Genomic DNA, 26,413 nt, shown 5'->3' on the forward strand with positions numbered 1-26,413 from the left:
GAATCAAAATGCGCAGCGCGGGGTCTGAAGCTGCGGTGCATCAAAAAATCCAGTAGAGTCCTATTTCAAATAAACAAGAGGTGTCCACATGAGCAACAAAGGGCAAATGCTACAAGACCCCTTCCTCAACACCCTGCGCCGCGAGCACGTGCCGGTCGCGATCTACCTTGTGAATGGCATCAAGCTCCAGGGTCAGATCGAGTCGTTCGACCAGTACGTTGTACTGCTCAAGAACACGGTGACGCAGATGGTCTACAAGCACGCAATTTCGACTGTCGTGCCCGCGCGCCCGGTCAATATCCAGCACGATCAGGGCGACAGCGCTTGACCGGCGAAAACGGTCACCTGCAGGCACTTCGTTCGCATGATTGAGCGGCCGGAGACCGGCGAGCGCGCGGTCATTGTCCAGCTCGATCTCGGCAAAGGCGACTACGAAGACCGGCTGGACGAATTCACGCTGCTCGCACTGAGTGCTGGTGCGGTGCCGGTGGCTCGCGCCGGTGGCAAGCGGCAGGCTCCCGATCCGGCGACCTTTGCCGGCAAGGGCAAGGTGGCCGAGATTCTCGACCTCGCCAATGCCAACGAAGCAGATATCGTCCTGTTCAACCACGAGTTGTCGGCCAGCCAGCAGCGCAATCTCGAGCGCGCGCTTTCGCGACGCGTCATTGATCGCAATGCGCTCATCCTCGACATCTTTGCGCTGCGCGCACGCAGTCATGAGGGCAAGCTGCAGGTCGAACTTGCCCAGCTCGAACACTTGTCGACCCGCCTGGTTCGCGGCTGGACCCATCTGGAGCGGCAGAAGGGCGGCATCGGCTTGCGTGGTCCGGGTGAAACGCAGCTTGAAACCGATCGCCGTCTGCTCGGCCACCGGGTGAAGGCGCTGAAAGAGCGGCTTGAAAAGGTCGAGCGCCAACGCGGCGTGCGCCGAAAGTCGCGCGAGCGGCATTCCACGCCCGTGGTTGCGCTGGTCGGCTATACGAACGCCGGCAAGTCCACGCTGTTCAATGCGCTGACGAAAGCGGGCAGTTACGCCGCCGATCAGTTGTTTGCCACACTGGACACGACTTCGCGTCAGCTCTATCTCGGTGAGTTCGGACAGGTGGTGTTGTCAGACACGGTCGGCTTCATACGCGACCTGCCGCATACGCTGGTTGCCGCTTTTCACGCGACGCTTGAAGAAACGGCCGGCGCCGACCTGTTGCTGCATGTCATCGACTCGTCGGCGCCGGATCGCGATGCGCAGATCGAGGCGGTCGATCGTGTGCTGGCCGAAATTGGCGCCGATGCGGTGCCGCAGATACGGGTGCTCAACAAGGTGGACCTGATGCCCGCGCTGCAGCCGGGAGCCGACCCGGCTGGCTGTGATAACATTTGCAAAGTGCGCGTGAGTGCCCGCACCGGTGCGGGTCTGGCTGATTTGCGGTCAGTCATCGCGGCGCGATTGCAGGCTGAAAAGATTGCCGCCGCGCAGCGTGTGCAACCAAATGACGATCCCCGGGGCCTGAACCTGGAACCGCGGACGAATTCCGCACTCCGAGTGATCAGCTCAGCAGAGAGCGGTGATACGTCTTCCACGGAAGACGACAAACGCTCCCCTCAACTTTCATCCTTACCTGTCCAATCCGAACGTGCTGAATGCGATCTTGATGTCGCTGAATGACCCCCGCTGGGGCAATCAGGGCGGCAATGGCAACAAAGGCGGCAACCAGGGTCCCCCCGATCTGGAGGACCTGTGGCGCGATTTCAACAAGCGCCTGGCCGGGCTTTTCGGCGGCAAGTCGAACAACGGCGGTGGCGAAAGCCGTCCGCCGGTGACGCCGCGTCAGTTTGGCAGTGGCATCGGCGTGGTGCTCGGCCTGATCGTCATCGTCTGGCTGGCGAGCGGGCTTTACATCGTCGACGCAAGCCAGCGCGGCGTCGTGCTGCGTTTCGGCAAACTTGTCGAAACGACCGATCCGGGGCTGCAGTGGCGCTTGCCGTATCCGATCGATTCGCACGAACTGGTCAATCTGACAGGCGTGCGCACGGTCGAGGTTGGTTACCGCGGCGCCGAACGCAACAAGGTGCTCAAGGAAGCACTGATGCTCACCGACGACGAGAACATCATCAACATCCAGTTCGCGGTGCAGTACATCCTGAAGGATCCGGTGGCCTATCTGTTCCAGAACCGCCTGCCCGAGGAATCGGTTGTACATGCAGCGGAAACCGCGATGCGTGAGGTGGTCGGCAAAAGCAAGATGGACTTCGTACTTTACGAAGGACGTGAACAGATCGCCGTAGACGCGCAGCGCATCATGCAGCAGATACTCGACCGTTATCAGACCGGCATCCAGATCAGTCGCCTGACGCTGCAGAACGCCCAGCCGCCCGAGCAGGTGCAGGCCGCCTTTGACGACGCCGTCAAGGCCGGGCAGGATCTGGAGCGGCAGAAGAACGAAGGTCAGGCCTACGCCAATGACGTCATTCCGAAGGCACGCGGTACCGCATCGCGACTGCTCGAAGAGGCCAACGGCTACAAGGAACGGATCATCGCGACTTCGCAGGGTGACGCAAGCCGCTTCAAGCAGATTCTTGCCGAATACGTGAAAGCGCCTGAAGTGACGCGCCAGCGTATGTATATCGATACGGTGCAACAGGTCATGATGAATACGAGCAAGGTACTGCTCGACGCGAAGGGCGGCAATAACCTGCTGTATCTCCCGCTCGACAAGCTGATGCAGCAGGCGGGCGCAGCGGCCGTTGATGTCGCTGCGGGTAGTCGCAGCAACGATTCGCTTCCATCAATGTCCGGTGACGCCGCGGCGGCTGACATGCGATCGCGCGATGCCCTGCGTGCCCGTGAGCGAGGAGAGCGTTGATGCGCGAAAAGCTCCCCCTTTTCTTCGGCGGAATCATCGTCGCCCTGATCGTGCTGTCCAGCTCACTGTTCACGGTCGATCAGCGCCAGTACGCCATCGTGTTCCAGCTCGGTGAAGTGCGCACCGTGATCGAGCAGCCCGGCCTGCATTTCAAATGGCCGCTGGTGCAGAACGTGCGCCTTTTTGATCGCCGCATCCTGACGCTCGACAGCGCCGATCCCGAGCGCTACATCACGTCGGAAAAGAAGAATGTGCTGGTTGATCTGTTCATCAAGTGGCGCATCACCGACGTCAAGCAGTACTACATCTCGGTCGGCGGCAACGAGCGACTGGCTGAAACACGTCTGCTGCAGACGGTGAACGCCGGCCTGCGCGAGGAATTCGGGCGTCGAACGGTCAATGAGGTCGTGTCGGGCGAGCGCGACAGAATCATGGAAGACATGCGCAGCAAGGCCAACGTCGACGCGGTCAAGATCGGCGTGGAAATCGTCGATGTGCGGCTCAAGCGCGTCGATCTGCCGACCGAGGTGTCGGAATCGGTGTATCGACGGATGGAAGCGGAGCGCAAGCGGGTTGCCAACGAGCTGCGCTCACTGGGTTCTGCCGAAGCCGAGAAAATTCGTGCCGACGCCGACCGTCAGCGTGAAATCATCGTTGCCGAAGCGTACCGCGAGTCGCAGAAGATCAAGGGTGACGGTGACGCCCAGGCGGCGGCCATCTACGCTGACGCGTTTGGCTCCAATCCGGAGTTCTATGCGTTCTACCGCAGCATGGATGCCTATCAGAAGAGCTTCCGGAACAAGAGCGACCTGATGGTCATCGAGCCGACGTCCGACTTCTTCCGCTATCTCAACAATAGCGGCAGGCAGTCCGTGAAATAGGCGCCGGAACCCCAGGCGTCCGAGCTGCTGTATAGTCCACCGGTTATTTATTCGCCGTACGGAATGAAAAGTCACCAGCCCGCAATGCGGGCTGTGCTTTTTTCGTGATGGATTCAATTCTTCTCATCGCCTTGGGTTTGATGCTCGTCATTGAAGGCGTTCTGCCTTTCGTGGCGCCGCGCCTTTGGCGTGAAACCTTTCGCAGAGCGACCGAACTGGCCGACGGCCAGCTTCGTTTCGTCGGTCTGACCTCAATGATTATCGGTATTGCGCTGATTGCGCTATTCAAGTGATGCGTCGCTGGTTATTGCCCGAATCGATCGAAGACCTGCTGCCCGACGAGGCACGCCAGGTGGAGAATCTGCGTCGGCGCCTGCTCGATGAGTGCCTGGCCCAGGGCTACGAGCTGGTCGTCCCGCCCCTGGTCGAATACATCGAATCGTTGTTGACCGGCAGCGGTCGCGACATGGACCTGCGCACCTTCAAACTGGTGGATCAGCTGTCGGGCCGGACGATGGGGCTGCGTGCCGACATCACGCCCCAGGTTGCGCGCATCGATTCCCACCTCCTCAATCGCAACGGCGTTGTCCGCCTGTGTTATTGCGGCCCGGTCGTGCATGCACTGCCGTCCGGATTCAATGCGACGCGGGAGCCCATACAGCTCGGTGCTGAGCTCTACGGCCACGCGGGAATCGAAGCCGATGTCGAGGTGGTGAACTTGCTGCTGAGGGCGCTCGATGTTGCGCAGGTTGCGCTGGCACGCATTGATTTCGGCCATGTCGGCATCTTTCGGGCGCTGGCCGACCGCCTGGAGTCGCCTCGGCTGCGCAGCGATGACGGATTGCAGGACTTGTTCGCTGCGCTTCAGGCCAAGGACATGCCCTCGCTTCGACAGCTGCTGGTGGATGAACCCGCCACGCTCAAGGCTGCTTTCCTTGCGCTGCCCGATCTATACGGAAAGGCCGACACGCTCGCGCGGGCACGCGCTGCGCTGCCAGATTGTCCGGAAATCGCGACTGCGCTGGCCGAACTTGAGCGCGTCGGTGCATCGGTCGACACTGATGTGCTGGGTTTCGACCTGGCGGACCTGCGCGGCTATCACTACCACAGTGGAATCACGTTCGCCGCATACTGTGCCGGGCAGGCGCAGGCGATCGCGCTCGGCGGGCGCTACGATGAAGTTGGCAGGAGTTTCGGCCGTGCGCGTCCTGCAACCGGATTCAGCCTGGATTTGCGCCAGCTGGCGCGGCAGGCGCCGCAACTTGAACGGCAGCCCGGCATCCGTGCGCCGCATGGCCATGATGCCGCGCTCATACAGCGAGTTCGCGCACTGCGTGACGCCGGCGAAATCGTGGTGGTCGACCTGCCGGGTCATTCGGCCGATGTCACCGAACTCGCGTGTGACCGCCAACTTGAATTCGTTGAAGGTGAGTGGCAAATCGTGTCGCTCGATAGAAAGGTTTAAAGCATGGCAAAGAATGTAGTGGTCGTCGGCAGTCAGTGGGGTGACGAGGGCAAGGGCAAGGTCGTCGACTGGCTGACCGATTCGGTACAGGGTGTGGTGCGCTTCCAGGGCGGTCACAACGCCGGCCACACACTGGTGATCGGCGGCAAGAAGACCGTGTTGCACCTGATTCCGAGCGGCGTGCTGCGCGAAGGCGTGGCCTGCTACATCGGCAATGGTGTCGTGCTGTCACCGGAGGCACTGTTGTCCGAGATGGACGAACTTGAGGCTGCCGGAGTCGATGTTGCGGCGCGCCTGCGCATTTCGGAGGCCTGTCCGCTGATCCTGCCCTATCACCAGGCGCTCGATCGCGCCCGCGAAACGGCCAAGGGCGAGAACAAGATCGGTACCACCGGTCGCGGTATCGGTCCGGCTTACGAGGACAAGGTGGCGCGCCGTGCGCTGCGCCTGCAGGACCTGCTGCGTCCGACGCGTTTCGCAGCCAAGCTGGCGGAGATACTCGACTATCACAACTTCGTACTGACGCAGTACTTCGGCGCGCCCAAGGTCGACTTTCAGGAAACGCTCGACGGCGCGCTGGCGCTGGCCCCGCGTATCGAAAAGCTGGTGGCTGACGTGCCGCGTGCGTTGTACGAAGCGAACAAGGCGGGCTGCAACCTGCTGTTCGAGGGGGCTCAAGGCACATTGCTCGACATTGACCACGGCACCTATCCCTTTGTCACGTCGAGCAATTGCGTCGCAGGTGCGGCGGCGGCGGGTGCCGGCGTCGGCCCTACCATGCTGCATTACGTGCTCGGCATTACCAAGGCCTACACGACGCGCGTCGGCGGCGGGCCGTTCCCGACCGAACTGTTCGATGACACCGGACGCCATCTGGCCACCAAGGGCAACGAATTCGGCGCCACCACGGGTCGCCCGCGTCGCTGCGGCTGGTTCGATGCCGCCGCGCTGAAGCGTTCGATCCAGATCAACGGCATATCCGGCCTGTGCGTGACCAAGCTTGACGTGCTGGATGGCGTCGAGGAACTGAAGGTGTGTACGGGTTACCGCATCGACGGAGAACTGTCGGACATCCTGCCCGTCGGCGCCGAAGAGCTGTCGCGCTGCGAGCCGGTGTATGAAACCTTGCCGGGCTGGAAGGACACGACCTTCGGCATCAAGGCGCTCGATGAACTGCCGGCGAATGCCCGCAGTTACCTCAAGCGCATCGAGGAGATCTGCGGCGTACCGGTCGATATGATTTCCACCGGGCCTGACCGTACCGAAACCATTCTGCTGCGCCATCCGTTCGAGTGAGTGATGGCGGGGCCGGGGGCCGCATGTCCGTGAAGGCCATGCGGTTCATAATGGGTACAGTGACCGATGCAGTCAGGAACGTCGGCGGGAAGAAAACGGACAGGAAAAGAAAAAAGCCGACATCGCTGTCGGCTTTCGTCCTTGCTTCTTGGTGCCCAGGAGAGGACTCGAACCTCCACACCTTGCGGCACTAGTACCTGAAACTAGCGCGTCTACCAATTTCGCCACCTGGGCAAGAGGCTGCGCATTCTAAAGAAAGCATTTACGTTGTCAAGAGAAACAGAGAAGAAGAATTCACCGAGCAAGATCCGACGCGCCGACCCGTTCTTCGAACGCGAGTCGACCCGTTACGACAACCCGCTGCCGAGCCGCGAGTACATCGTGCAGATGCTCGAAGAAGCCGGCATGCCGATGAGCGCCGACGAGCTTGTGCAGACGCTCGACATCCAGCCGGAGGAGCGCGAACACTTCGTGCGCCGCCTGAGCGCGATGGAGCGCGAGGCGCAACTGATGCGCAACCGGCGCGATGCCTACATCATTCCCGACAAGGCTGATCTCGTGGCAGGTCGGGTCGAAGGACACCCGGACGGGTTCGGCTTCGTCATCACCGGTGACGGCAAGGACAAGAAGGGCGAAAAAGGCGACAAGGGCGACATCTTTCTGAGCGCGCAGGAAATGCGCAGCGTGCTGCATGGCGACCGTGTGCTGGTGCGCGTCACCGGCCTTGATCGCCGTGGCCGCCGTGAGGGCAGGGTGGTTGAGGTCACCGAGCGCGGCAATACGCGTCTGGTCGCCCGCGTCGTCGAAGAGCACGGCGTGCAGTTCTGCATTGCCGAGAACCGCCGCATCCGCCAGCAGATCGTGCTGGCCGCGCCCGAGAAGGGCAAGCGGGCACTGAAGGCCGCCGCTGGCAGCGTGGTCGAAGTCGAACTGATCGAACAGCCGACCCGCTACACGCCGCCGATCGGCCGTGTCGTCGAGGTCCTGGGCAATTTCGGCGATTCCGGCATGGAAATCGAAATCGCGCTGCGCAAGCACGACATGCCGCACGAATTTTCCGCCAAGGCACTGGCTGCGGCAAAACGCCTGCCCGACGAAGTTCGACCGGAAGACATCGGCAAGCGAGAAGATCTGCGCGCGCTGCCGCTGGTCACCATCGACGGTGAAACCGCGCGCGACTTCGACGATGCGGTCTACGCCGAACGGCAGGGCAAGGGCTTCCGCCTGATCGTCGCCATCGCCGACGTGAGTCACTACGTAAAGCCGGATGCTCCACTCGACATCGATGCCTTCGAACGCGGCAACTCGGTGTATTTCCCGCGCCGCGTCATTCCGATGCTGCCGGAAAAACTGTCGAACGGCCTGTGCTCCCTGAACCCCGAGGTCGATCGCCTGTGCATGGTGTGCGACATGGACGTGTCGGCCACCGGCGTCATCCAGCACTACAGCTTTTACGCCGCCGTGATGAATTCCAGGGCACGGCTGACCTACACCGAAGTGGCAGCGGCGATCTACGACAAGGACCCTGCGACGCGCGAACGCCTGAAGCCGTTGCTGCCACGCCTCGAAGCGCTCGATGCGGTGTTCCGCGTGTTCGAGAAGGCGCGTGCCAAGCGCGGCGCGATCGACTTTGAAACCGTCGAAACGCTGATGCTGTTCAACGACGAGGGCAAGATCGACCGCATCGTGCCGTACGCCCGCAATGATGCGCACCGGCTGATCGAGGAATGCATGCTCGCCGCCAATGTGTGCGCATCGCGCTTTCTCGAAGACAGCAAGCAGCCGACGCTGTATCGCGTGCACGAAGGACCGAGCGAGGACCGGTTGCAGAAGCTGCGCGCCTTCCTCGGCGAATTCGGCTTCCAGCTGGGTGGCGGCGACAAGCCGCACGCGAAGGACTACGCCGCACTGCTGACGCAGATCGGCGACCGCCCGGACCGCCAGCTGCTGCAGACCGTGATGCTGCGTTCGCTGCGCCAGGCGGTGTACAGCCCCGACAACGTCGGCCACTTCGGTCTTGCCTACGAGGCCTATACCCACTTCACGTCGCCGATCCGTCGTTATCCCGACCTGCTGGTGCATCGCGCGATCAAGGCAGCGCTCGCGAAGAAGCGTTACGAGCCGGGTGACTGGTCGGACATCGGCCTGCACTGCTCGACCACCGAGCGGCGTGCCGACGAAGCCAGCCGCGACGTCCAGAACTGGCTCAAGTGCTATTTCATGCAGGATCGCGTCGGCGAGGAGTTCGAAGGCAGCGTATCGGCTGTCGTGCCGTTCGGTCTGTTCGTCGCGCTCGACAATGTCTTCATCGAAGGGCTGGTGCACATTTCCGAACTGGGCGCTGACTACTTCCACTACGAAGAGGGCAAGCATCGTCTGGTTGGCGAGCGCAGCGGACGCATGTATCGCCTCGCCGACCGGGTGCGCATTCAGGTGGTGCGGGTCGATCTGGACAACACCCGCATCGAATTCAGGCTGGCGGATGGCGGCGAGGATTTCGGCCGCGTGCCACGCGCATCGCTGACGCCCAAAGCCGTGCCGACCGGCCCTTCGTCGCGCAAGCGGGTCGCTGTTGAAGCGGTCGAGCCCAGTACGCCACCGAAAGCGGTAAAAACGGGGCGGGGTCGGGCAGCCAGAAAGGCGGCCCAGGCGTCTGCTGCCGCCGCATCCCCGTACGCTATTCCGGACAAGCCGTCCGTTGGCAAAAAATCGAAAGCAGCATCGAAGGCAGCGCCTGACGCACCAGCCAAGCCAACCAAGCCAGCCAAAAGCGGCGCGAAAAAGGCTGCGAAGCCCAAGGCTGCAAAGCCGGAGCCCGCGAAGCGCGAAGCTGCAAAATCGCAGGCCACGAAGCCGGCCGCGAAAGCTGCCGGCAAACCCGCGGCCCTGCTGCTGTCGAAGTCGCCCGCCAGATCATCGAAGCCGGCCGCAGCAAACGGCGACGGGACGAAAGAGACCCCGCCTGAGCCGGCCGCACCGAAGCGTGGTGGCCGGAAATGAGTGGCGATACGCGTTACATCTTCGGCTTCCACGCGGTGACGGCAAAAATCCGTCACGCCGCGGACAGTGTGAAGGAGGTGTTCGTCTCCACGGCTCGGACCGATGGCCGCATGCGCGACCTCGTCCGCGCGGCCGAGGCGGCTGGTGTGAAGCTGGTGCAGACCGATCCGGCGCGGCTTGACGGGCTGGCAGGTGGGGCGGCCCGCCATCAGGGTGTGGTGGCGCGCGTGCTGGCGCAGATTCCTTACCGCTCGCTGGATGACGTACTCGATGCGCTGTCCGAACCGCCGCTGCTGCTGGTGCTCGACGGCATCCAGGATCCGCACAATCTCGGCGCCTGCCTGCGAGTCGCCGATGCGGCCGGCGCCCACGCCGTGGTCGCGCCGCGCGACCGTGCGGTCGGCCTGAACGCCACCGCGATCAAGGTGGCCAGCGGTGCGGCAGATACCGTGCCGTATGTGACGGTGACGAACCTCGCGCGCAGCCTGCGCGAAATGAAGGAGCGCGACATCCTGACCATTGGCGCGGCCGGCGAGGCAACGCAGTCGATGTATGCGGTTGACCAGTCGGGCGCGGTGGCCTGGGTGCTCGGCGCGGAGGGCGATGGTCTGCGCCGGCTGACGCGCGAAACCGCCGACGTGCTGGCGATGATCCCGATGCATGGCACGGTCGAAAGCCTGAATGTATCGGTGGCCAGCGGCATCTGCCTGTTCGAGGCCAGACGCCAGCGCAGCGCCCGGTCCGGCTTGTGAGGCCTTGATTTTCCGGGCTATAATGTTTGGCTTACCTTGCCTCACCGGATTCGCATGCCGGGAGGCTTAACCGCCAGGTCTGCCGCAGGGCAGGCGGGCAAAAACCGCAAGGAGATTACATGCGACATTACGAAGTGGTTTTTATCGTCCATCCGGACCAGAGCGAGCAGGTGCCCGCGATGGTCGAGCGCTACCGCACGCTGGTCACCGGCCGCAGCGGCAGCATTCACCGTCTGGAAGACTGGGGTCGCCGCCAGCTGGCCTACCCGATCCAGAAGGTGCACAAGGCTCACTACGTGCTGATGAACATCGAGTGCGACAACGAAACGCTGGCCGAACTCGAGCACGCCTTCAAATTCAACGACGCTGTGTTGCGCCATCTGACGATCAAGATGCGCAAGGCCGTTGTGACGGCCTCGCCGATGATGAAGGAAGAAAAGTCGCGTTCGCTGCTGGCACCGTCCGCTGACTCGGCACCGTCCGCTGACTCGGCACCGGCTGCGGAAGTCGAGCCGGTCGCCGAACAGCCGGCCGCTTGATCGAAGGCGGAACGGATACGGAGCGCAAGGCAAATCCGTCCGGTCAGGCGATCAACAGTTTCACGTTGCACGCCACCCTGATCGAACGTGACGCGCTGAGGCACACACCGGCTGGCGTGCCGATCCTGCGGGGATGTCTCGAACACCACTCGCAGCAGATCGAAAACGGCGTGCCGCGCGAAGTCAGGCTTGAAACAGACTTCGTGCTGCTCGGAGACCAGGCCGGATTGCTCGCCGCCGCACCGCTCGGAACCGCGTTGATCGCACAAGGATTCATGGCTGCCCGCAGCGCACGAAGCAGGCAGGCAGTCATGCACATGAACAGCATCGAATTCGTGACGGAACGCTGACCTGCGAACCGTCGCAAAAATGGAAGGAACCACCATGGCATTCAGACCGAAGACCGCAAAGAAGAAGGACGATCGCGGATCACGCAGCATGTTCAAGCGCCGCAAGTTCTGCCGCTTCAGCGCCGAGAAGATCGAAGAAATCGACTACAAGGACGTCGAAATCCTGAAGGATTTCATCTCCGAGAACGGCAAGATCATGCCGGCCCGACTGACCGGCACCCGTGCCGGCTATCAGCGGCAGCTGTCCACGGCCATCAAGCGCGCCCGCTTCCTTGCGCTGATGCCTTTCACTGACCTGCACCAGTAAGCGAGGAGACGACCATGCAAGTCATCCTGATGGATAAAGTGGCCAAGCTCGGCGATCTGGGCGATGTGGTAAAGGTGCGTGACGGTTACGCCCGCAATTTCCTGATTCCGACCGGGCGCGCCAAGCGCGTCACGCCGGAAAACCTGGCGGTGTTCGAGACGCGGCGCGCCGAACTGGAAAAGGCGGCTGCCGAACGCCTGGCGACAGCGAAGTCCGTCGCCGAAAAGATGGAAGGCGTAACCGTCAAGGTCATGCGCAAGGCCGGTGTCGATGGTCGCCTGTTCGGCTCGGTGTCGACATCCGACATCGCCGAAGCACTCGTCGCCCAGTCCTTCCCGGTCGACAAGTCGATGGTGCGCATGCCCGACGGTCCGCTGAAGACAACCGGCGAAAACCAGTTCGAAATCGCGCTGCACTCGGATGTGCTGGTCAATGTGACGGTGGCAGTGGTCGGCGAAAGCTGATCGTCACGCCCGGCCGGCTGGCCGGATCGCAGCGGGAAAGCCACCTCAGGGTGGCTTTTTTGTTTTGCGATGCGGCTTCCAGATGTCCTTCCAGAATGTCCACAACACTGCCCACAGCTTATCCACAGCTTGTGCCGTTGTGCCGTACGCCCGGCGGGACTAGATTGCCGGATTGACGGCGCAGCTTCCAGGAAATGAAAACAACACAATGAGCATCGTGCGCAACGCAGGCAACCCCGACGCGCAGGCGGCGCAGGCTTCGCAGGACAGACAGATCGCTGCCCTCAAGCTGCCGCCGCATTCGATCGAGGCCGAACAATCGCTGATCGGCGGGCTGCTGCTCGACAACAGTACCTGGGACCGTGTCGGTGATCAGGTCAGCGAATCCGATTTCTACCGCGACGACCATCGTCGCATCTTCCGCCACATCGCGAAGCTGATCGAACAGGGCAAGCCGGCCGACGTCGTCACGGTGTACGAGTCGATCGAAAAGTCGGACGAGGGGCAACAGACCGGAGGATTGGCGTATCTGGGCGAGATCGCCAACAACACGCCGTCGGCAGCGAACATCCGCCGTTACGCGGAAATCGTCCGCGAGCGCGCCATCCTGCGCAAACTGGTCAGCGTGGGCGATGAAATCGCAGCGAGCGCGCTGTCGCCCCGCGGGCGCGACGCCAAAACCTTGCTCGACGAAGCGGAATCGAAGATCTTCGAGATTGCGGAAGCCGGTGCCAGCAGCGGCTCGGGCTTCGTCGCCATCCAGCCCTTGCTGGTCCAGGTGGTGAACCGTATCCAGGAACTGTACGACCGCGATGACCCTTCCGACGTCACCGGTGTTCCGACCGGCTACATCGATCTCGATGCGAAGACGGCAGGCCTGCAACCGGGCGACATGATCATCGTCGCCGGCCGTCCGGCCATGGGCAAAACCTCGTTCGCGCTGAATATCGCCGAGCACATCGCCGTCGACATGGGACTGCCGGTCGCCATCTTCTCGCTCGAAATGCCGGGCACCCAGCTGGCCATGCGTTTCGTGTCATCGGTCGCCAAGATCGATCAGGGCCGTCTGCGCACCGGACGGCTGACCGACGATGACTGGGGCCGGCTGACGATGGCACTGGGCAAGCTGCATGAAGCGCCCATCCACATCGACGAGACGGGCGGCATCAATCCGACCGACCTGCGCGCCCGTGCGCGGCGGCTGTACCGGCAATGCGGCAAGCTCGGCCTGATCGTGGTCGATTACCTGCAGCTGATGTCAGGCACGCGCGATGGCGAAAACCGGACAGCGGAAATTTCCGAAATTTCCCGTTCCATCAAGTCGCTGGCCAAGGAACTGCACGTACCCATCATCGCGCTGTCGCAGCTGAACCGCGCACTGGAACAGCGACCCAACAAGCGGCCGGTCATGAGCGACTTGCGCGAATCCGGCGCGATCGAACAGGACGCGGACATCATCATGTTCATCTACCGGGACGAGGTCTACAACCCGGACACGCAGGACAAGGGGCTGGCCGAAATCATCATCGGCAAGCACCGCAACGGCCCGACCGGAACGGTCACGCTCGGCTTCCAGGGGGAACACACCCGCTTCGTCAACGCGGCGCGGCCGGGTTCCTACTGACGCGCCCATGAGTTCCGGCGTTCGAATTCTACGTTGCCAGTGTGTGCCGGACACCGCATCGGCTGACGCTGCAAGCCTTGAACACAGAGATCGGGCCGGTGGATCTTCCTGCACTGGATACCGGCAGCACGCGCAAGCTGTTCCGCGACTGAATGGCGGCCCTGATCGCGGTTTCAGCCGGCGCCGTGTGCCGCCTGGTCTTGCCGCTTCAGGTGCGCGCTCAGCATATGCAGCTCCGTGCGCATCCGGGCAAACACGTCCGGCGGCAGGCCGGACTGTTCGGCCACCCCGGCATGGACTGGCCGCGCCTGTTCGCGCAGGGCACGTCCGGTATCGGTGAGCCGGATTTCCAGCGCCCGCTCGTCGATCCGGCTGCGCGCCCGCGTGATGTAGCCGGCGCCTTCAAGCCGCTTGAGCAGCGGCGTCAGCGTGGGCGAATCGAGATCCAGACGTTCGGCAAGCGCCTTCAGCGTCAGCGCGTCTTCCTGCCACAACACCAGCATCACCAGATATTGCGGATACGTCAGGCCGAGCGCCTTGAGGCCTGGCGAGTAACAACGGGTGATGGCATGCGTGGCGGCATAGAGCGCGAAACACAGCTGCTGGTCAAGAAGCATCGGATCGATCATGGTTGCGGCTCCTTCATCATTTCACTCACAGCACTTCGGCTGCATGATCGGCAAGGCGCGAGCGCTCGCCACGCTGCAAGGTCACATGACCACTGTGCGGCCAGCCCTTGAAACGGTCAACGACATAGGTCAGGCCCGAGCTGCCTTCGGTCAGATAGGGCGTATCGATCTGCGCAATATTGCCCAGGCAAATCACCTTGGTGCCGGGGCCGGCGCGGGTGATCAGCGTTTTCATCTGCTTGGGCGTCAGGTTCTGCGCCTCGTCGATGATCAGGAACTTGTTCAGGAAGGTGCGCCCGCGCATGAAATTGAGCGACTTGACCTTGATCCTGCTGCGGATCAGGTCGAGCGTGGCGGCGCGGCCCCACTCGCCGGAGGCATTCGGATCGTCGGTCTTGTTCAGCACGTCGAGGTTGTCTTCGAGCGCACCCATCCATGGCGTCATCTTTTCTTCTTCGGTGCCCGGCAGGAAGCCGATGTCTTCGCCGACCGGCACGGTCACGCGCGTCATGATGATTTCGCTGTAGAGCTTGCTTTCCAGTACCTGGGTGAGCCCGGCAGCCAGTGTCAGCAGCGTTTTGCCGGTACCGGCCTGGCCGAGCAGCGTGACGAAATCGATGTCCGGATTCATCAGCAGGTTCAGCGCGAAGTTCTGTTCGCGGTTGCGCGCCAGAATGCCCCAGACCGAATTCTTGTGGTGCCCGTAATCGACCAGCGTTTCCAGCACCGCGGTCTTGCCGCTGCGTTCGCGCACTGCGGCATGGAAGGGCTTGTCCTGCTTCGCACCCGCTTCCCGGTAAACGAATTCATTGATCAGCAGGTCGGGGCACAGCGGGCCCTTGACCCGGTACAGCGTGCGGCCGTTTTCCTTCCATGACTCAAGGTTGCCGCCGTGCTCGTCCCAGAACTTCTCCGGCAACTCGCGCGTGCCGGTGTAGAGCATGTCGGTGTCTTCGAGCACCTTGTCGTTGAAGTAATCCTGCGCATGCAGCCCGAGCGCACGGGCCTTGATGCGCATGTTGATGTCCTTCGACACCAGGATGACCTGCCGCGCCGGGTGGCGTTGAGCCAGATGCATCACGACCGCGATGATCTGGTTGTCTGCCTTGGCGGTGGGCAGACCGGCCGGCAGCACGCCGTCGATCGCTTCGGTCTGCAGCAGCAGGTGGCCGCTCGCCAGGTCGCTCGACGCCGCCGCCAGCGGAATCCCGAGCGCGATACGGTCTTCCGCACCGCTGACGATCTCGTCCAGCAGCCGGCTGGCCTGGCGGGCGTTTCGCGCGACCTCGGTCATGCCCTTCTTGTTGTTGTCCAGCTCTTCCAGCGTCATGATCGGCACGAAGATGTCGTGCTCCTCGAAGCGGAACAGGCTGGTCGGGTCGTGCATCAGCACGTTGGTGTCGAGGATGAAGAGCTTGGTGGCCGGGTCGGATTTGCGTGTGCGCGATGCGGGTGCTGCAGCGGGGCGTCGGGTGGCCATTGGATTTTTTCTGCGTCAGTTGCGCCGGGTTTCAGAGTGTCTTGACGAAGTCGAGCACCTCGTCTGCGTGGCCCGGCACTTTCACACCACGCCACTCGCGCAGGATAAGGTCGCCGGTGCCGATTACGAAAGTGCTGCGCTCAACGCCGCGAAGCTGTTTGCCGTACATGTTCTTCATCTTCATGACGTCGAACAGGGCACAGGCGGTTTCATCCGGGTCGGAAATCAATTCGAACGGGAGCTCAAGCCTGGCCTTGAAATTCTGGTGCGACTTGATGCTGTCGCGCGAAATGCCGATCACGCCGCAGCCGGCTGCAACGAACTGCGGATACAGGTCACGGAAAGCTGCGCTTTCTGTGGTGCAACCGGGTGTGCTGTCTTTCGGATAGAAGTAGATGACCAGCGGCTTGGCGGCAGCGGACAGGTTGAAATCCTGTCCCGAGGTGGAAGCGAGTGTGAAGTCGTCGATCGGGGTGGTGCTCATCTGAGCCGTCTCTCCTTGAGTGGTTTCGGGGTCATGGTGACGGCACTCCCTCCGGCAGGATGAGTGCTGCGGCCACGGCACGACCTTCCGCGACCAGTATGTTGTAGGTGCGCGCAGCGGCCAGCGTGTCCATGACTTCAACGCCGATGCCCGCTTCGATCAGCGGACGCAGCAGGGAAGGGTGCGGGAACTGCTGTTTCGGGCCGGTGCCGAGCAGAAGAATCTGTGCGTCGAGCGTGGTCAGTTGCGCAAAGTCGGCGGCATCGAGCTGGTCGATACTGCCGGCGCCCCAGTCCTCGCGCAGCAGTCCGGGGCCAAGCACCACGGTACGCGTCAGCTTGCGCTCGCCGATCTGCAGATAGCCATCCCCGAATCCGGTGACAAGGTAGGTGGTCGGGCGCGGGTTCTGGTGCAGCTTCACGGTAGTTCGGTCGGGGAATATCCAGTGGTCACTGTGCGCAGCCGGCAACCGGCTTTTGCCCTGCCTTGCGGGCTCGCATACAATCATATCTTTTTTCGTCGGCGGACAATGAAGTCCGCGCGATGGCGGTCATCCCGGTGACTGCCGCAACCTGCCCCATGCCCAGTCATCCAATCATCGCCTCTCCAGATCGCCCCATCGTGCATCCTCCGGTTTCGAAGTCTTCAAAGCTCGCCAACGTCTGTTACGACATCCGCGGCCCCGTGCTCGCCCGGGCCCGCCAGATGGAGGAAGAGGGCCAGCGCGTCATCAAGCTCAATATCGGCAACCTCGCGCCCTTCGGTTTCGAAGCGCCCGAGGAAATCGTGCAGGACGTGATCCGCAACCTGCCCGACGCATCCGGCTACACCGATTCGCGCGGCCTGTTCGCGCCGCGCAAGGCCATCATGCAGTACAGCCAGGAAAAGCGGATTCCGGGCGTTGGCGTGGACGACATCTTCATCGGAAACGGCGCGTCCGAGCTCATCGTGATGGCCATGCAGGGCCTGCTCAACAGCGGCGACGAAGTGTTGGTGCCGGCGCCCGACTACCCGCTGTGGACCGCAGCGGTGACGCTGGCCGGCGGCACGGCGCGCCACTACATCTGCGATGAAGGCGCCGACTGGATGCCCGATCTGGCCGACATCCGCGCCAAGATCACGGCCAATACGCGCGCCATCGTCATCATCAACCCGAACAATCCGACCGGCGCGCTGTACTCCGACGCGCTGCTTCAGGATCTGGTGGAGATCGCGCGCCAGAACAATCTGATCGTGTTTGCCGACGAAATCTACGACAAGACGCTGTACGACGGCGCCACCCACACCTCGATCGCCTCGCTGGCCGACGACCTGCTGTTCGTCACCTTCAACGGCCTTTCGAAGAACTACCGCGCCTGCGGCTACCGCGCCGGCTGGATGGTCGTGTCGGGCGACAAGCGTCATGCGCGCGACTACATCGACGGCCTGAACATGCTGGCGTCGATGCGCCTGTGCTCGAACGTACCGGGGCAGTTCGCGATCCAGACTGCACTCGGCGGCTATCAGACGATCAACGATCTGGTCGCACCGGGCGGGCGGCTGGCGCGGCAGCGCGACACCGCGTGGGAACTGCTGACGCAGATCCCGGGCGTCAGTTGCGTCAAACCGCGCGCTTCGCTCTACCTGTTCCCGCGGCTTGACCCCAAGCTCTACCCGATCGAGGACGATCAGCGCTTCATTCTCGAACTGCTGGAAGAGCAGCGCGTGCTGCTGGTGCAGGGTACCGGCTTCAACTGGCCGCGGCCTGACCACTTCCGCGTCGTCTTCCTGCCGCACGAGGACGATCTGCGCGAAGCCATCGGACGCATCGCCCGCTTCCTCGACGGCTTCCGAAAGCGTCATGGCCGCTGAGGTCACCGTCGTGCGGGTGGCCGGCAAGCGGGCCGTGCTGGAACCTTCGTGGCTGGCACGCGCCGAATCGGTACATCGAGCACTCCGGCCCGATCTGCCGGCGGATTACGCCGGCACCTTGCAGGGCATTTTCGGCGACGGCGGCGAAATGGCGGTCGCCGTCCGCGACGACCAGGTTGTCGGCGTGGCGGTCTTCCGCTGCCACCGCAACACGTCGAGCGGTGTGCACTTCTATATAGATGACCTGGTCACCGCACCGGTCGCTCGCTCGCAGGGGGTCGGCAAGACGCTTCTCGACTGGCTGGCGAACGAGGCGACAGCACGCGGGGCCACGCGACTCAGGCTTGATTCCGGCACCCAGCGCGTCGATGCGCACCGCTTCTACCATCGCGAAGGCATGCACATCGCCTGTTTCCTATTTTCGCGGGATCTGGACACCGTCCCGCAACGACATTCCACACGAGGCAAGGCATGAAACCCATCAATGTAGGTCTGCTCGGCATCGGCACCGTCGGCGGCGGAACCTGGACGGTCCTGACCCGCAACCAGGAAGAAATCACCCGCCGCGCCGGCCGGCCGATCCAGATCACCGCAGTCGCCGATCGCGACACCGCCCGCGCGCAGCAACTGACCGACGGCAAGGTGAAGGTGACCGGCGATGCCTTCGAAGTCGTGCGCGACCCCGACATCGACATCGTGGTCGAACTGATCGGCGGCTACACCATCGCAAAGGAACTGGTGCTCGAAGCGATCGCCCATGGCAAGCACGTGGTGACCGCCAACAAGGCGCTGCTGGCTACGCATGGGCAGGAGATCTTCGCCGCGGCGCAGGCCAAGGGCGTCATGGTGGCGTTCGAGGCGGCGGTGGCCGGCGGCATTCCCATCATCAAGGCGGTGCGCGAAGGGCTCACCGCCAACCGCATCGAGTGGGTGGCCGGCATCATCAACGGAACCACCAACTACATCCTGTCGGAAATGCGCGACAAGGGTCTGACCTTCGCCGACGCGCTGGCCGATGCGCAACGGCTGGGCTATGCCGAAGCCGATCCGACGTTCGACATCGAGGGCGTCGATGCCGCGCACAAGATCACCTTGCTGTCGTCGATCGCGTTCGGCATCCCGGTCCAGTTCGAGCGCGCGCACATCGAAGGCATCACGAAACTGACCGCCGACGACATCCGCTACGCCGAAGAGCTGGGCTATCGCATCAAGCTGCTGGGCATCACCAAGCGCAAGGCCGACGGTTTCGAACTGCGCGTGCACCCGACGCTGATCCCGTCGAAGCGCCTGATCGCCAATGTCGAGGGCGTGATGAATGCGGTGCTGGTGAAAGGCGACGCGGTCGGCGCCACGCTGTATTACGGCCGCGGTGCCGGCGCCGAGCCGACGGCCAGCTCCGTCATTGCCGACCTGGTCGACGTGACCCGCCTGCACACGGCCGACCCGGAACATCGCGTGCCGCATCTGGCATTCCGCGCCGATCAGCTGTCCGACATCCCCATCCTGCCGATCAGCGAAGTCGAAAGCGCCTACTACCTGCGCCTGCGCGTGCAGGACAGGCCGGGGGTGCTGGCCGACATCACGCGCATCCTGGCCGACCAGGAAATCAGCATCGACGCCATGCTGCAGAAAGAGCCGTCGGAAGGCGAACAGCAGGCGAACATCATCATGCTGACACATGTGACGCGCGAGAAAAAGGTCGATGCCGCCATCGCGCGCATCGAAGCACTCGACAGCACGGTGGGCAGCGTGACGCGTCTGCGTCTCGAAGAGCTGAACGGCTGAACCGGCGCAGGCCGGTGTTCAGCCGGCCTGCGCCGGCGCGGCATCCGGTTCGACGTTCGACACTTCGCTTTTTGCGTCGATCAGCGCCATCCGGTGATACAGCGCCGCGACCAGATCGGTGCGGTCCAGCAGCCCGACCAGGCGGTCGGCACCGTTGATCACCGGCACCGCAGTCTGGCGGCCGGCAGCAATCGCCTCGGCAGCCGCGGCCACACTGTCGTGCTGGCGCAACACCAGCACGCCATCGCGCACGTCGCGCATCATCTGTCCGGCGACCTCCGCCTTGTCGGAATGCATCTGCGGCGAACGCGCGAGCAGGTGGCGTACCGCGTCGCCCATCGTGCGATTCCCCTCAGGCGACACTTCGCGCAGGAAGTCTTCAAACGCCAGCAGACCGATCACGCGCCGGCTGCGGTCGACCACCGGCAGGGTGTCGACGCGCAGCGTACGCATCAATTGCCAGGCGTCGGCGAGCGGGGTGGCGAACTCCAGCGCCGGCGCGGCCCTGTCCGAACGCTCGATCAGGTCGCTGCAGCGCATTTGATGGACGCGCATGAAGGCGTGTCTGAGCGTGCGCTCGTACAGGTCGACGAGGTCGTCGTCACGCACGTCGAGGAAACCGTCGATTTCGCCCAGCGCCGCCTCGAGATCGCGGTGCGCGATGACCGGCGGCGCCCGGTGCATCCGCTGCTGCGCGGCGGGTGGCGTACCCTGCGGATAGTGGCGGCCGGGAATCAGGTTATTCACCACCATGACCGCCACCATGATGGCAATCGTGTTCGCGGCGGTCGCCATCAGCGCCGGCTCGATCGCAGCGCCCTGGGCGGCGGCCATCGCCATGGTCAGCGCCATCGCGCCGGCCGGCGGATGGATGCAGCGCGCCCATGCGGTCAGCCAGATCGATGCGGCCAGTGCCACCGCCATCACCCACGGCCCGCCCGGCAGCCAGTAACCGCAGGCGTAACCGAGCGGCGCGGATATCAGCAGACCGCCGATGACCGACCATGGCTGCGCCAGCGGACTGTGCGGCAGCGCGAACAGGATGACGGACGTCGCGCCCAGCGGCGCCAGAACGCGCTTCTCGTCCGCGCCGAGCGGCAGCACATGGAGCACGCCCTCGAACAGCAGCAGGCCGACAAGACCGGCCAGCGTGCTGCGCCACCGTTCGGCGGGCGACAGCGGCGGGGCGTCGGATACCAGATATCGGCGCAGCAGTTCGGACAGGCCGATCATGGCAAGCTTCCAGTCGAAACGCTGCAGTGTAGCCGCACGCCCCAACTTGGTGCATTCATGTCGCCATAACCCGCGGGGTGTCGGCGCGGGAGGGGAGGGCGTGCTGTGCTAGATTAATGCGCCTTGTATTGACGCTGTCGAGCGCGCTGCGCTTGAACGCCTCCCGACCACGACTCCGATGCACGACGCGATGTATTACGTATCCACCCGCGGCCTCGCGCCGCAGAAGCACTTCACCGACATCCTGCTGGGCGGCCTGATGGAGGATGGCGGCCTCGCCATGCCTGTGCAGTACCCGAAATTCACGCCGGTCGAACTCGGTTCGATGCGCGGCATGGATTACCGTCAGCTTGCCTATGCCGTGCTGTCGCGCTTCGCCGACGACCTGCCGTCAGACGACCTGCATGCGCTGATCGACCGCACCTATCGGCCCGAGGTTTACTGCAACACGGTGTCCGGCTCAGACGCGCACGACATCACGCCGCTCTACACGCTGGAGCCCGACCTGCACCTGCTCGAACTGTCGAACGGACCGACGCTGGCGTTCAAGGACATGGCGATGCAGCTGCTCGGCAACCTGTTCGAGTACGCGCTGGCGAAGAGCGGGGCGCATCTGAACATTTTCGGCGCCACCTCCGGCGACACCGGTTCGAGCGCCGAATACGCGATGCGCGGCAAGCGCGGCATCCGCGTGTTCATGCTCAGTCCGCACGGCAAGATGAGCCGCTTCCAGAGCGCCCAGATGTTCAGCCTGCAGGACCCGAACATTTTCAACATTGCGGTGCGCGGCGTGTTCGACGACTGCCAGGACATGGTGAAGGCGGTGTCCAACGACCTCGAATTCAAGATGAAGTACCGCATCGGCACCGTCAATTCGATCAACTGGGCGCGCGTGTCGGCCCAGATCGTCTATTACTTCAAGGGTTACTTCGCCGCGACGACGCGCGATGACCAGCAGGTGAGCTTTACCGTACCGTCGGGCAACTTCGGCAATGTGTGCGCCGGTCACATCGCCCGCATGATGGGCCTGCCGATCCGTCATCTGGTGGTGGCCACCAACGAAAACGATGTGCTCGACGAATTTTTCCGCACCGGCGTCTATCGGCCGCGCGGCAATGCGGAAACGCTGCACACCACCAGCCCGTCGATGGATATTTCCAAGGCGAGCAATTTCGAACGCTTCATCTTCGACCTGACCGGTCGCGACACGGAGCGGGTGAGGGCGCTGTGGAGCGAAGTCGATCGCGGCCGCCCGTTCGATCTGTCGGGTACCGGGCTGTTCGGCAAGGTCGCATCCGAGTACGGCTTCCAGTCCGGCGCCAGCAACCATGCCCATCGTCTGGCCACGATGCGGCTGGCCCATGCGCGCTGGGGGCGCGCCATCGACACCCATACCGCCGACGGCCTCAAGGTGGCGCTGGAGCGACGCGAAGCCGGTGTGCCGATGGTGGTGCTCGAAACCGCACTGCCGGCCAAGTTTTCGGAAACCGTGGTCGAGGCGCTGGGCTGCGAGCCCGTTCGCCCGCACGGCATGGAGCACCTCGAATCGCTGCCGCAGCGTTACGAGGTGATGGGTACCGACGTGGCCGCCATGAAGGCCTTCATAGCCCGCAACGCCGGTTGATCTGCAGGAAGGCGGCCTGGGCGCGCGCTGAATCGGGGATCAAGTCCGGTCCGCACGCTGCCGTATACACTGACATCGAATCACATGCGCACCGCGGTGCGTCACGGAGAACATGTCATGGGTGAGCCGGTGAATTCATCGCTTGAGGCACTGCAGCGGCTGTCAGCGGAACTTGAATCGGGCGACATCGTCTTCCCGACCAGCATTGACGTGTCGCTGCGCATCCGGCAGGCGCTCGAGAACCCCGATATCAATGTCAATGAGGTCTGCCGGCTGGTTGGCGCCGAGCCGGTGCTCAGCGCGAAAGCCCTGCGCCTGGCGAACTCGGTGGCCTACAACCGCAGCGGCAACGAAATCACCGACGTCCGCACCGCGGTGACGCGCGTCGGAACCGAGCCGATCCGCATGCTCACGATGTCGCTCATCGTCCGCCAGATGGTGGACGCGCGCGCCGACGAACGTCTGCGCGTCCTGACGCATGACCTGTGGCGGCACACCATTCACGTTTCGGCACTGAGCTACGTCATCGCACGTCGCCTTTCGCGGCTCAACGCCGACACGGCCATGTTCGCCGGTCTGGTCCATGAGATCGGCCAGTTCTACCTGCTGGCCCGCGCATCGGCCTTTCCTGCGCTGCTGCAGCGCGAAGCCGAACTGGGCGGGCTGATGTTCAGTTTCAGCCAGAGCGTCGGCCGCGCCGTGCTCGAATCGCTCAAGGTACCGGAACAGGTCATCGCTGCCGTCGATGCACCGATGTTCGAGGGCGCGGTCGTGCCGCCCCGATCGCTGGGCGATGTACTGTTCCTCGCCGAAAGCATGGCGGCATTCCCGAATCCGTTCACCACGCTGTCGCCGGAAGAGGATGGTCTGCTTGCCGACGCGGCGACCTCGGACATCGACAATGAAACGCTGGAAGCGGTGGTCGCTGAATCGAAGGAAGAAATCGATTCCATCATCGCCACACTGCAGATATAAGGGCTTGGGGTCTGTTCGCACTTGATTCGTGCGTCACACGTTGCCCTTGGGCAACCCGCAGGGCCTGACGGCCAGGCAGGCGGCGTCGGTGCGCCTCGCCCGGCGACGCGCTGGCCGCACGCATGATGTACGATTCAAATGCGAACAGACCCTAAAGTCTTGGGCCGCGCAGTCGTTAAATGATGTGACGACATATTGAAGCTGAACCAGGGCAAACCCATCGAAAGGTGGCGACGCAAAGTTTCCGGTCTACCGGGTGCCCAGCGCCCCACGACAGCGGGGCCGCCGTGATGCTGTACCAGGCCTCGCGTCCGGTCCTGACTTTGCGCCCCGTTTCAGCCTTTACCGACCGCCGTGCGCGGCCGCAAAGGTGAATCATGAGCGCTGTACCCCTGCCGAAAAAGCCTGCCGTACCGCCTGAACGAGGGCGGGTGATCAGCGACTGCCGGGATTTCACGATCCGGCGCCTGCGTGATTCGCTGCGCGGCATGCTGGAAAAAATCGAAGAAGATCTGGTTGCCCGGGCCGAGGCAGAGCTCGACCGTGACCAGCGCAACCTCTACATGTTCACCTGCGGCAAGGCCCGCCAGCAGTGGGCCGGCATCGAACAAACCTTCATCGACCACCTGACCCGCTATTTCGACGCGCGTGTACGCGGCGAGCCGGTCGAATCATCGCGATCAGCAGTACCGACGTCGCTCGACGAACTCAGCCTGGTGGGCGAAGACGACCTGACGCAGGATCTGGCCGTTCATGAACTGACCCGCAAGCTGAAGGAACACTGCGACGAGGAGCTGTTCGGCGTCGAACAGCGTCTGGGCTCGCTGCTCGGCAAGTCGGATCCGACCGATCAGGACAATCCGCTCGGCACCGAGGGGGTCGCCAAGGCGCTGCGCGCCGCGTGCGAAGAAGTCGATGCCAGCGTGCAGATGCGATTGGTGCTGCTGCAGTCGCTTGAAACGCAGATTTCAAGCGAACTTTCAAAGCTTTACCAGGACCTGAACATACGGTTGCAGCGGCAGAACGTACTGCCGGGCCTGCGTCGCGGCTTCCGCCGCAACGTCGGTGCACGTGCCGGCGTTGCGGGCGCAGCGCAGGGACAGGGCGCCGGCGGCGATCAGACGGGCATGACCAGCGGTTTTGCGTCTTCAGCCGGTGCGCAGGGCGGCTTTCCTGCGATAGGCGGTGCCCGGGACACGGGTTTCTCCGCATCGATGCCCGGCTTCGGCATGTCGTCGGTGAATGGCGGCTTCGCAGAACAGGCTGCGTTCAGCGCTGCTGCCGAGGCAGACGGCGACATCTACGCCATGCTGTCGCAACTGGTCCAGGGGCAGATGGCGGCGCAGGGCATTGCGCTGCCGCCGATCGGCGCTGCCGAAGCGAATCCGGCCGCGCTGGCGTCACCCTTCGTGTTCGAGGCACTCAGCGCGCTGCAGTCCGACCCCGACCTTTCGATGCCGGCCGCTGCGTCCTGCAACCTCGGCATACCGCCCAATCTGCTGCGCAATTTCCGCACCTCCGAGCTGGGCCGCCATCTCGGACAATTCGATGCGATCACGGTCGACATCGTCGCCATGCTGTTCGACCTCATCTTCGACGACGCGGATATCGCCGATCCGATCAAGGCGCTGGTCGGCCGGCTGCAGATTCCGCTGGTCAAGGTGGCCATGCTGGACCGCAGCTTCTTCTCCAGCAAGGCGCATCCGGCGCGCCGACTGCTCGACCTGATTTCCAGTTCGATGATGCGCTGGGGTCGCGACGTCGGACACGAAGACCCGCTGTACATCAAGCTGGCTGAGATCGTCGACCGCATCCTGCGCGATTTCGACCGCGATCTGAGCCTGTTCGAGGCCTGCAGCGACGACCTGCGCGCCTTCGTCACCGAACTGGAAGCCGACGAGACGCAGCGTGCCGAAGCGGCGGCGCTGATCGCCAGCGCGCGCGAGCAGGAACGGCTGCGCCGCGAAGATGCGCGGCGCGCCGCCGACGACGAAATTGATGACCGGCTGCGCAAACCGCTGCCCGGCGTGGTGCAAAGTCTGCTCGATGGCGTATGGCGCCGGCTGCTGCGCAAGCATGTCGACACCGGTCCGGATGCGGCCGTCGATTACCAGCAGGCGCTCGCCACCATCGACGAACTGATCTGGAGTGTGCAGGCCAAGGCCGATGCGGACGAACGCCGCGCGCTCGTGGTCGCGCTGCCCGGTCTGCTGCGCCGCCTCAACCAGGGCTTCGATCTGGCGGGCGCCCATCCGGCCGACAAGCTGATGCTGCTCAACGGCCTGTTCGATCTGCACGCGCAGTGGATCAAGCCCGGTGCGGCGACGGCGGCACCGGCCGTCGAACAGTGGGTGCCGGACGCGTACTCCGCGAATGACGATGTGCCGGCGCCCGAAGTGGTCAGCGAGCATGTCGAACAGGACGGGCTGGAACTCAATGACATTTCGTTGAACCTGCCGTCACCGCTCGACATCCAGGAGCAGGACCGCGTATTCGAACTCAAGCGCGGCGACTGGATCGAGTTCAGGCAGACCGACGGCAATTTCGCGCGCATGCGCCTGAACTGGGTCAGCCCGCAACGCGGCATCTATCTGTTTACGAATCCCGGTTCGACCCGGGCCACCTCGATCGCGCCCGACGCGCTGGCGCTGCAACTGGCCAACGGCGAGGCGCGCGTGGTCAACAACGAGCCGATGTTCGACCGGGCGGTCAGTCAGGCGCTTGGCCAGCAACGCGTGCGCTGAGCCGCCGGTCAGATCGGCAACGTCGAACGCCGGCGGCGCAGGCAGCCATCAAGGACTGGTAAGCTCTCG

25 protein-coding genes, 1 tRNA gene and 1 riboswitch are annotated in these 26,413 nt (G+C 63.5%); of the genes, 20 read left to right on the top strand and 6 right to left on the bottom strand.

The genetic code is table 11. The annotated features are described in order from the left end of the window. The first annotated feature begins 88 nt into the window (after window positions 1-88). From hfq to Q8Q80_RS10080, 7 genes are all read left to right on the top strand, one after another. Window positions 89-328: an RNA chaperone Hfq gene (hfq, locus tag Q8Q80_RS10050; RefSeq protein WP_069037366.1), complete on the top strand. Its 240-nt coding sequence runs from the start codon at window positions 89-91 to the stop codon at window positions 326-328. Between the two features lie 36 nt (window positions 329-364). Continuing rightward, a complete protein-coding gene (gene hflX / locus Q8Q80_RS10055) occupies window positions 365-1,663 on the top strand; it encodes a GTPase HflX (RefSeq protein ID WP_305632784.1) in 1,299 nt (432 codons plus the stop codon). After that, window positions 1,650-2,861, top strand: coding sequence for an FtsH protease activity modulator HflK (hflK, locus tag Q8Q80_RS10060; protein ID WP_305632785.1), 1,212 nt, complete (start codon window positions 1,650-1,652; stop codon window positions 2,859-2,861). The genes hflX and hflK overlap by 14 nt, the downstream gene beginning before the upstream one ends. Beyond that, window positions 2,861-3,742, top strand: a complete 882-nt coding sequence (hflC, locus tag Q8Q80_RS10065; RefSeq protein WP_305632786.1) for a protease modulator HflC — start codon at window positions 2,861-2,863, stop codon at window positions 3,740-3,742. The genes hflK and hflC overlap by 1 nt, the downstream gene beginning before the upstream one ends. A gap of 107 nt (window positions 3,743-3,849) precedes the next feature. After that, window positions 3,850-4,035 (top strand): DUF2065 domain-containing protein, encoded by a 186-nt coding sequence (locus tag Q8Q80_RS10070; protein WP_069037363.1) that lies wholly within the window; start codon window positions 3,850-3,852, stop codon window positions 4,033-4,035. Continuing rightward, window positions 4,035-5,207, top strand: a complete 1,173-nt coding sequence (locus Q8Q80_RS10075; RefSeq protein ID WP_305632787.1) for an ATP phosphoribosyltransferase regulatory subunit — start codon at window positions 4,035-4,037, stop codon at window positions 5,205-5,207. Before Q8Q80_RS10070 ends, Q8Q80_RS10075 begins: the two co-directional genes overlap by 1 nt. A 3-nt stretch (window positions 5,208-5,210) precedes the next feature. Next, a complete protein-coding gene (locus Q8Q80_RS10080; RefSeq protein ID WP_305632788.1) occupies window positions 5,211-6,503 on the top strand; it encodes an adenylosuccinate synthase in 1,293 nt (430 codons plus the stop codon). Window positions 6,504-6,652: 149 nt separating this feature from the next. Here the strand turns inward: Q8Q80_RS10080 and Q8Q80_RS10085 are convergent. Further along, window positions 6,653-6,737 (bottom strand) — tRNA-Leu (locus tag Q8Q80_RS10085). Window positions 6,738-6,770: 33 nt separating this feature from the next. Here Q8Q80_RS10085 and rnr point away from each other — a divergent pair. From rnr to dnaB, 7 genes are all read left to right on the top strand, one after another. Next, entirely contained in the window at window positions 6,771-9,503 is a 2,733-nt protein-coding gene (rnr, locus tag Q8Q80_RS10090) for a ribonuclease R (RefSeq protein WP_305632789.1), read from the top strand. Continuing rightward, entirely contained in the window at window positions 9,500-10,255 is a 756-nt protein-coding gene (rlmB, locus tag Q8Q80_RS10095) for a 23S rRNA (guanosine(2251)-2'-O)-methyltransferase RlmB (RefSeq protein ID WP_257078473.1), read from the top strand. The genes rnr and rlmB overlap by 4 nt, the downstream gene beginning before the upstream one ends. Window positions 10,256-10,374: 119 nt before the next feature. After that, a complete protein-coding gene (rpsF, locus tag Q8Q80_RS10100) occupies window positions 10,375-10,794 on the top strand; it encodes a 30S ribosomal protein S6 (RefSeq protein ID WP_305632790.1) in 420 nt (139 codons plus the stop codon). Next, window positions 10,791-11,144 (top strand): primosomal replication protein N, encoded by a 354-nt coding sequence (gene priB, locus Q8Q80_RS10105; protein WP_305632791.1) that lies wholly within the window; start codon window positions 10,791-10,793, stop codon window positions 11,142-11,144. Before rpsF ends, priB begins: the two co-directional genes overlap by 4 nt. A 34-nt stretch (window positions 11,145-11,178) precedes the next feature. Beyond that, window positions 11,179-11,451, top strand: a complete 273-nt coding sequence (gene rpsR / locus Q8Q80_RS10110; RefSeq protein WP_305632792.1) for a 30S ribosomal protein S18 — start codon at window positions 11,179-11,181, stop codon at window positions 11,449-11,451. 14 nt (window positions 11,452-11,465) lie between these two features. Beyond that, a complete protein-coding gene (gene rplI / locus Q8Q80_RS10115; protein WP_305632793.1) occupies window positions 11,466-11,915 on the top strand; it encodes a 50S ribosomal protein L9 in 450 nt (149 codons plus the stop codon). A 208-nt stretch (window positions 11,916-12,123) separates the two neighbouring features. Next, window positions 12,124-13,539 (top strand): replicative DNA helicase, encoded by a 1,416-nt coding sequence (gene dnaB / locus Q8Q80_RS10120; protein ID WP_305632794.1) that lies wholly within the window; start codon window positions 12,124-12,126, stop codon window positions 13,537-13,539. A 173-nt stretch (window positions 13,540-13,712) separates the two neighbouring features. On the opposite strand, the gene Q8Q80_RS10125 is transcribed toward dnaB, so the two are convergent. Genes Q8Q80_RS10125 through Q8Q80_RS10140 form a run of 4 tightly spaced genes read right to left on the bottom strand, consistent with a single transcriptional unit; the run spans window position 13,713 to window position 16,553 of the window. Then, entirely contained in the window at window positions 13,713-14,168 is a 456-nt protein-coding gene (locus Q8Q80_RS10125; protein WP_305632795.1) for a MarR family winged helix-turn-helix transcriptional regulator, read from the bottom strand. Window positions 14,169-14,193: 25 nt separating this feature from the next. After that, complete coding sequence (locus Q8Q80_RS10130; protein WP_305632796.1) at window positions 14,194-15,648, bottom strand: PhoH family protein; 1,455 nt, start codon at window positions 15,646-15,648, stop codon at window positions 14,194-14,196. Between the two features lie 31 nt (window positions 15,649-15,679). Continuing rightward, window positions 15,680-16,132, bottom strand: a complete 453-nt coding sequence (locus Q8Q80_RS10135) for a peroxiredoxin (protein ID WP_305632797.1) — start codon at window positions 16,130-16,132, stop codon at window positions 15,680-15,682. A gap of 31 nt (window positions 16,133-16,163) precedes the next feature. After that, window positions 16,164-16,553, bottom strand: a complete 390-nt coding sequence (locus tag Q8Q80_RS10140; RefSeq protein WP_305632798.1) for an Mth938-like domain-containing protein — start codon at window positions 16,551-16,553, stop codon at window positions 16,164-16,166. A 158-nt stretch (window positions 16,554-16,711) separates the two neighbouring features. Between Q8Q80_RS10140 and Q8Q80_RS10145 the strand changes: the two genes are divergently transcribed. Genes Q8Q80_RS10145 through Q8Q80_RS10155 form a run of 3 tightly spaced genes read left to right on the top strand, consistent with a single transcriptional unit; the run spans window position 16,712 to window position 19,768 of the window. Then, complete coding sequence (locus Q8Q80_RS10145) at window positions 16,712-17,983, top strand: pyridoxal phosphate-dependent aminotransferase (protein WP_257078482.1); 1,272 nt, start codon at window positions 16,712-16,714, stop codon at window positions 17,981-17,983. Continuing rightward, window positions 17,973-18,458 carry a GNAT family N-acetyltransferase gene (locus Q8Q80_RS10150; RefSeq protein WP_305632799.1) on the top strand — a complete coding sequence of 162 codons (486 nt, stop codon included), beginning with the start codon at window positions 17,973-17,975 and terminating at the stop codon, window positions 18,456-18,458. The genes Q8Q80_RS10145 and Q8Q80_RS10150 overlap by 11 nt, the downstream gene beginning before the upstream one ends. Continuing rightward, window positions 18,455-19,768, top strand: coding sequence for a homoserine dehydrogenase (locus Q8Q80_RS10155; protein ID WP_305632800.1), 1,314 nt, complete (start codon window positions 18,455-18,457; stop codon window positions 19,766-19,768). Before Q8Q80_RS10150 ends, Q8Q80_RS10155 begins: the two co-directional genes overlap by 4 nt. 18 nt (window positions 19,769-19,786) lie before the next feature. On the opposite strand, the gene Q8Q80_RS10160 is transcribed toward Q8Q80_RS10155, so the two are convergent. Beyond that, window positions 19,787-21,001, bottom strand: a complete 1,215-nt coding sequence (locus Q8Q80_RS10160) for an HPP family protein (RefSeq protein ID WP_305632801.1) — start codon at window positions 20,999-21,001, stop codon at window positions 19,787-19,789. Window positions 21,002-21,179: 178 nt separating this feature from the next. On the opposite strand from Q8Q80_RS10160, the gene thrC reads away from it, so the two are divergent. From thrC to Q8Q80_RS10175, 3 genes are all read left to right on the top strand, one after another. Then, complete coding sequence (thrC, locus tag Q8Q80_RS10165) at window positions 21,180-22,625, top strand: threonine synthase (RefSeq protein ID WP_305632802.1); 1,446 nt, start codon at window positions 21,180-21,182, stop codon at window positions 22,623-22,625. Window positions 22,626-22,742: 117 nt separating this feature from the next. Further along, complete coding sequence (locus Q8Q80_RS10170; RefSeq protein ID WP_305632803.1) at window positions 22,743-23,600, top strand: HDOD domain-containing protein; 858 nt, start codon at window positions 22,743-22,745, stop codon at window positions 23,598-23,600. 200 nt (window positions 23,601-23,800) lie between these two features. Beyond that, window positions 23,801-23,890, top strand: a riboswitch (cyclic di-GMP riboswitch). Between the two features lie 87 nt (window positions 23,891-23,977). After that, window positions 23,978-26,344 (top strand): DUF1631 family protein, encoded by a 2,367-nt coding sequence (locus tag Q8Q80_RS10175; protein ID WP_305632804.1) that lies wholly within the window; start codon window positions 23,978-23,980, stop codon window positions 26,342-26,344. Window positions 26,345-26,413 lie beyond the last annotated feature (69 nt).

The organism is Methyloversatilis sp. (assembly GCF_030698125.1).
Classification (GTDB): Bacteria; Pseudomonadota; Gammaproteobacteria; order Burkholderiales; family Rhodocyclaceae; genus Methyloversatilis.

Excerpts from the sequence above, each read along its gene's own strand:
- hfq (WP_069037366.1), top strand. The coding sequence starts at position 89 with ATGAGCAACAAAGGGCAAATGCTACAAGACCCCTTCCTCAACACCCTG.
- hflX (WP_305632784.1), top strand. The coding sequence starts at position 365 with ATGATTGAGCGGCCGGAGACCGGCGAGCGCGCGGTCATTGTCCAGCTC.
- hflK (WP_305632785.1), top strand. The coding sequence starts at position 1,650 with ATGTCGCTGAATGACCCCCGCTGGGGCAATCAGGGCGGCAATGGCAAC.
- hflC (WP_305632786.1), top strand. The coding sequence starts at position 2,861 with ATGCGCGAAAAGCTCCCCCTTTTCTTCGGCGGAATCATCGTCGCCCTG.
- Q8Q80_RS10070 (WP_069037363.1), top strand. The coding sequence starts at position 3,850 with ATGGATTCAATTCTTCTCATCGCCTTGGGTTTGATGCTCGTCATTGAA.
- Q8Q80_RS10075 (WP_305632787.1), top strand. The coding sequence starts at position 4,035 with ATGCGTCGCTGGTTATTGCCCGAATCGATCGAAGACCTGCTGCCCGAC.
- Q8Q80_RS10080 (WP_305632788.1), top strand. The coding sequence starts at position 5,211 with ATGGCAAAGAATGTAGTGGTCGTCGGCAGTCAGTGGGGTGACGAGGGC.
- rlmB (WP_257078473.1), top strand. The coding sequence starts at position 9,500 with ATGAGTGGCGATACGCGTTACATCTTCGGCTTCCACGCGGTGACGGCA.
- rpsF (WP_305632790.1), top strand. The coding sequence starts at position 10,375 with ATGCGACATTACGAAGTGGTTTTTATCGTCCATCCGGACCAGAGCGAG.
- rpsR (WP_305632792.1), top strand. The coding sequence starts at position 11,179 with ATGGCATTCAGACCGAAGACCGCAAAGAAGAAGGACGATCGCGGATCA.
- rplI (WP_305632793.1), top strand. The coding sequence starts at position 11,466 with ATGCAAGTCATCCTGATGGATAAAGTGGCCAAGCTCGGCGATCTGGGC.
- dnaB (WP_305632794.1), top strand. The coding sequence starts at position 12,124 with ATGAGCATCGTGCGCAACGCAGGCAACCCCGACGCGCAGGCGGCGCAG.
- Q8Q80_RS10125 (WP_305632795.1), bottom strand. The coding sequence starts at position 14,168 with ATGATCGATCCGATGCTTCTTGACCAGCAGCTGTGTTTCGCGCTCTAT.
- Q8Q80_RS10130 (WP_305632796.1), bottom strand. The coding sequence starts at position 15,648 with ATGGCCACCCGACGCCCCGCTGCAGCACCCGCATCGCGCACACGCAAA.
- Q8Q80_RS10135 (WP_305632797.1), bottom strand. The coding sequence starts at position 16,132 with ATGAGCACCACCCCGATCGACGACTTCACACTCGCTTCCACCTCGGGA.
- Q8Q80_RS10145 (WP_257078482.1), top strand. The coding sequence starts at position 16,712 with ATGCCCAGTCATCCAATCATCGCCTCTCCAGATCGCCCCATCGTGCAT.
- Q8Q80_RS10150 (WP_305632799.1), top strand. The coding sequence starts at position 17,973 with ATGGCCGCTGAGGTCACCGTCGTGCGGGTGGCCGGCAAGCGGGCCGTG.
- Q8Q80_RS10155 (WP_305632800.1), top strand. The coding sequence starts at position 18,455 with ATGAAACCCATCAATGTAGGTCTGCTCGGCATCGGCACCGTCGGCGGC.
- Q8Q80_RS10160 (WP_305632801.1), bottom strand. The coding sequence starts at position 21,001 with ATGATCGGCCTGTCCGAACTGCTGCGCCGATATCTGGTATCCGACGCC.
- thrC (WP_305632802.1), top strand. The coding sequence starts at position 21,180 with ATGCACGACGCGATGTATTACGTATCCACCCGCGGCCTCGCGCCGCAG.
- Q8Q80_RS10170 (WP_305632803.1), top strand. The coding sequence starts at position 22,743 with ATGGGTGAGCCGGTGAATTCATCGCTTGAGGCACTGCAGCGGCTGTCA.
- Q8Q80_RS10175 (WP_305632804.1), top strand. The coding sequence starts at position 23,978 with ATGAGCGCTGTACCCCTGCCGAAAAAGCCTGCCGTACCGCCTGAACGA.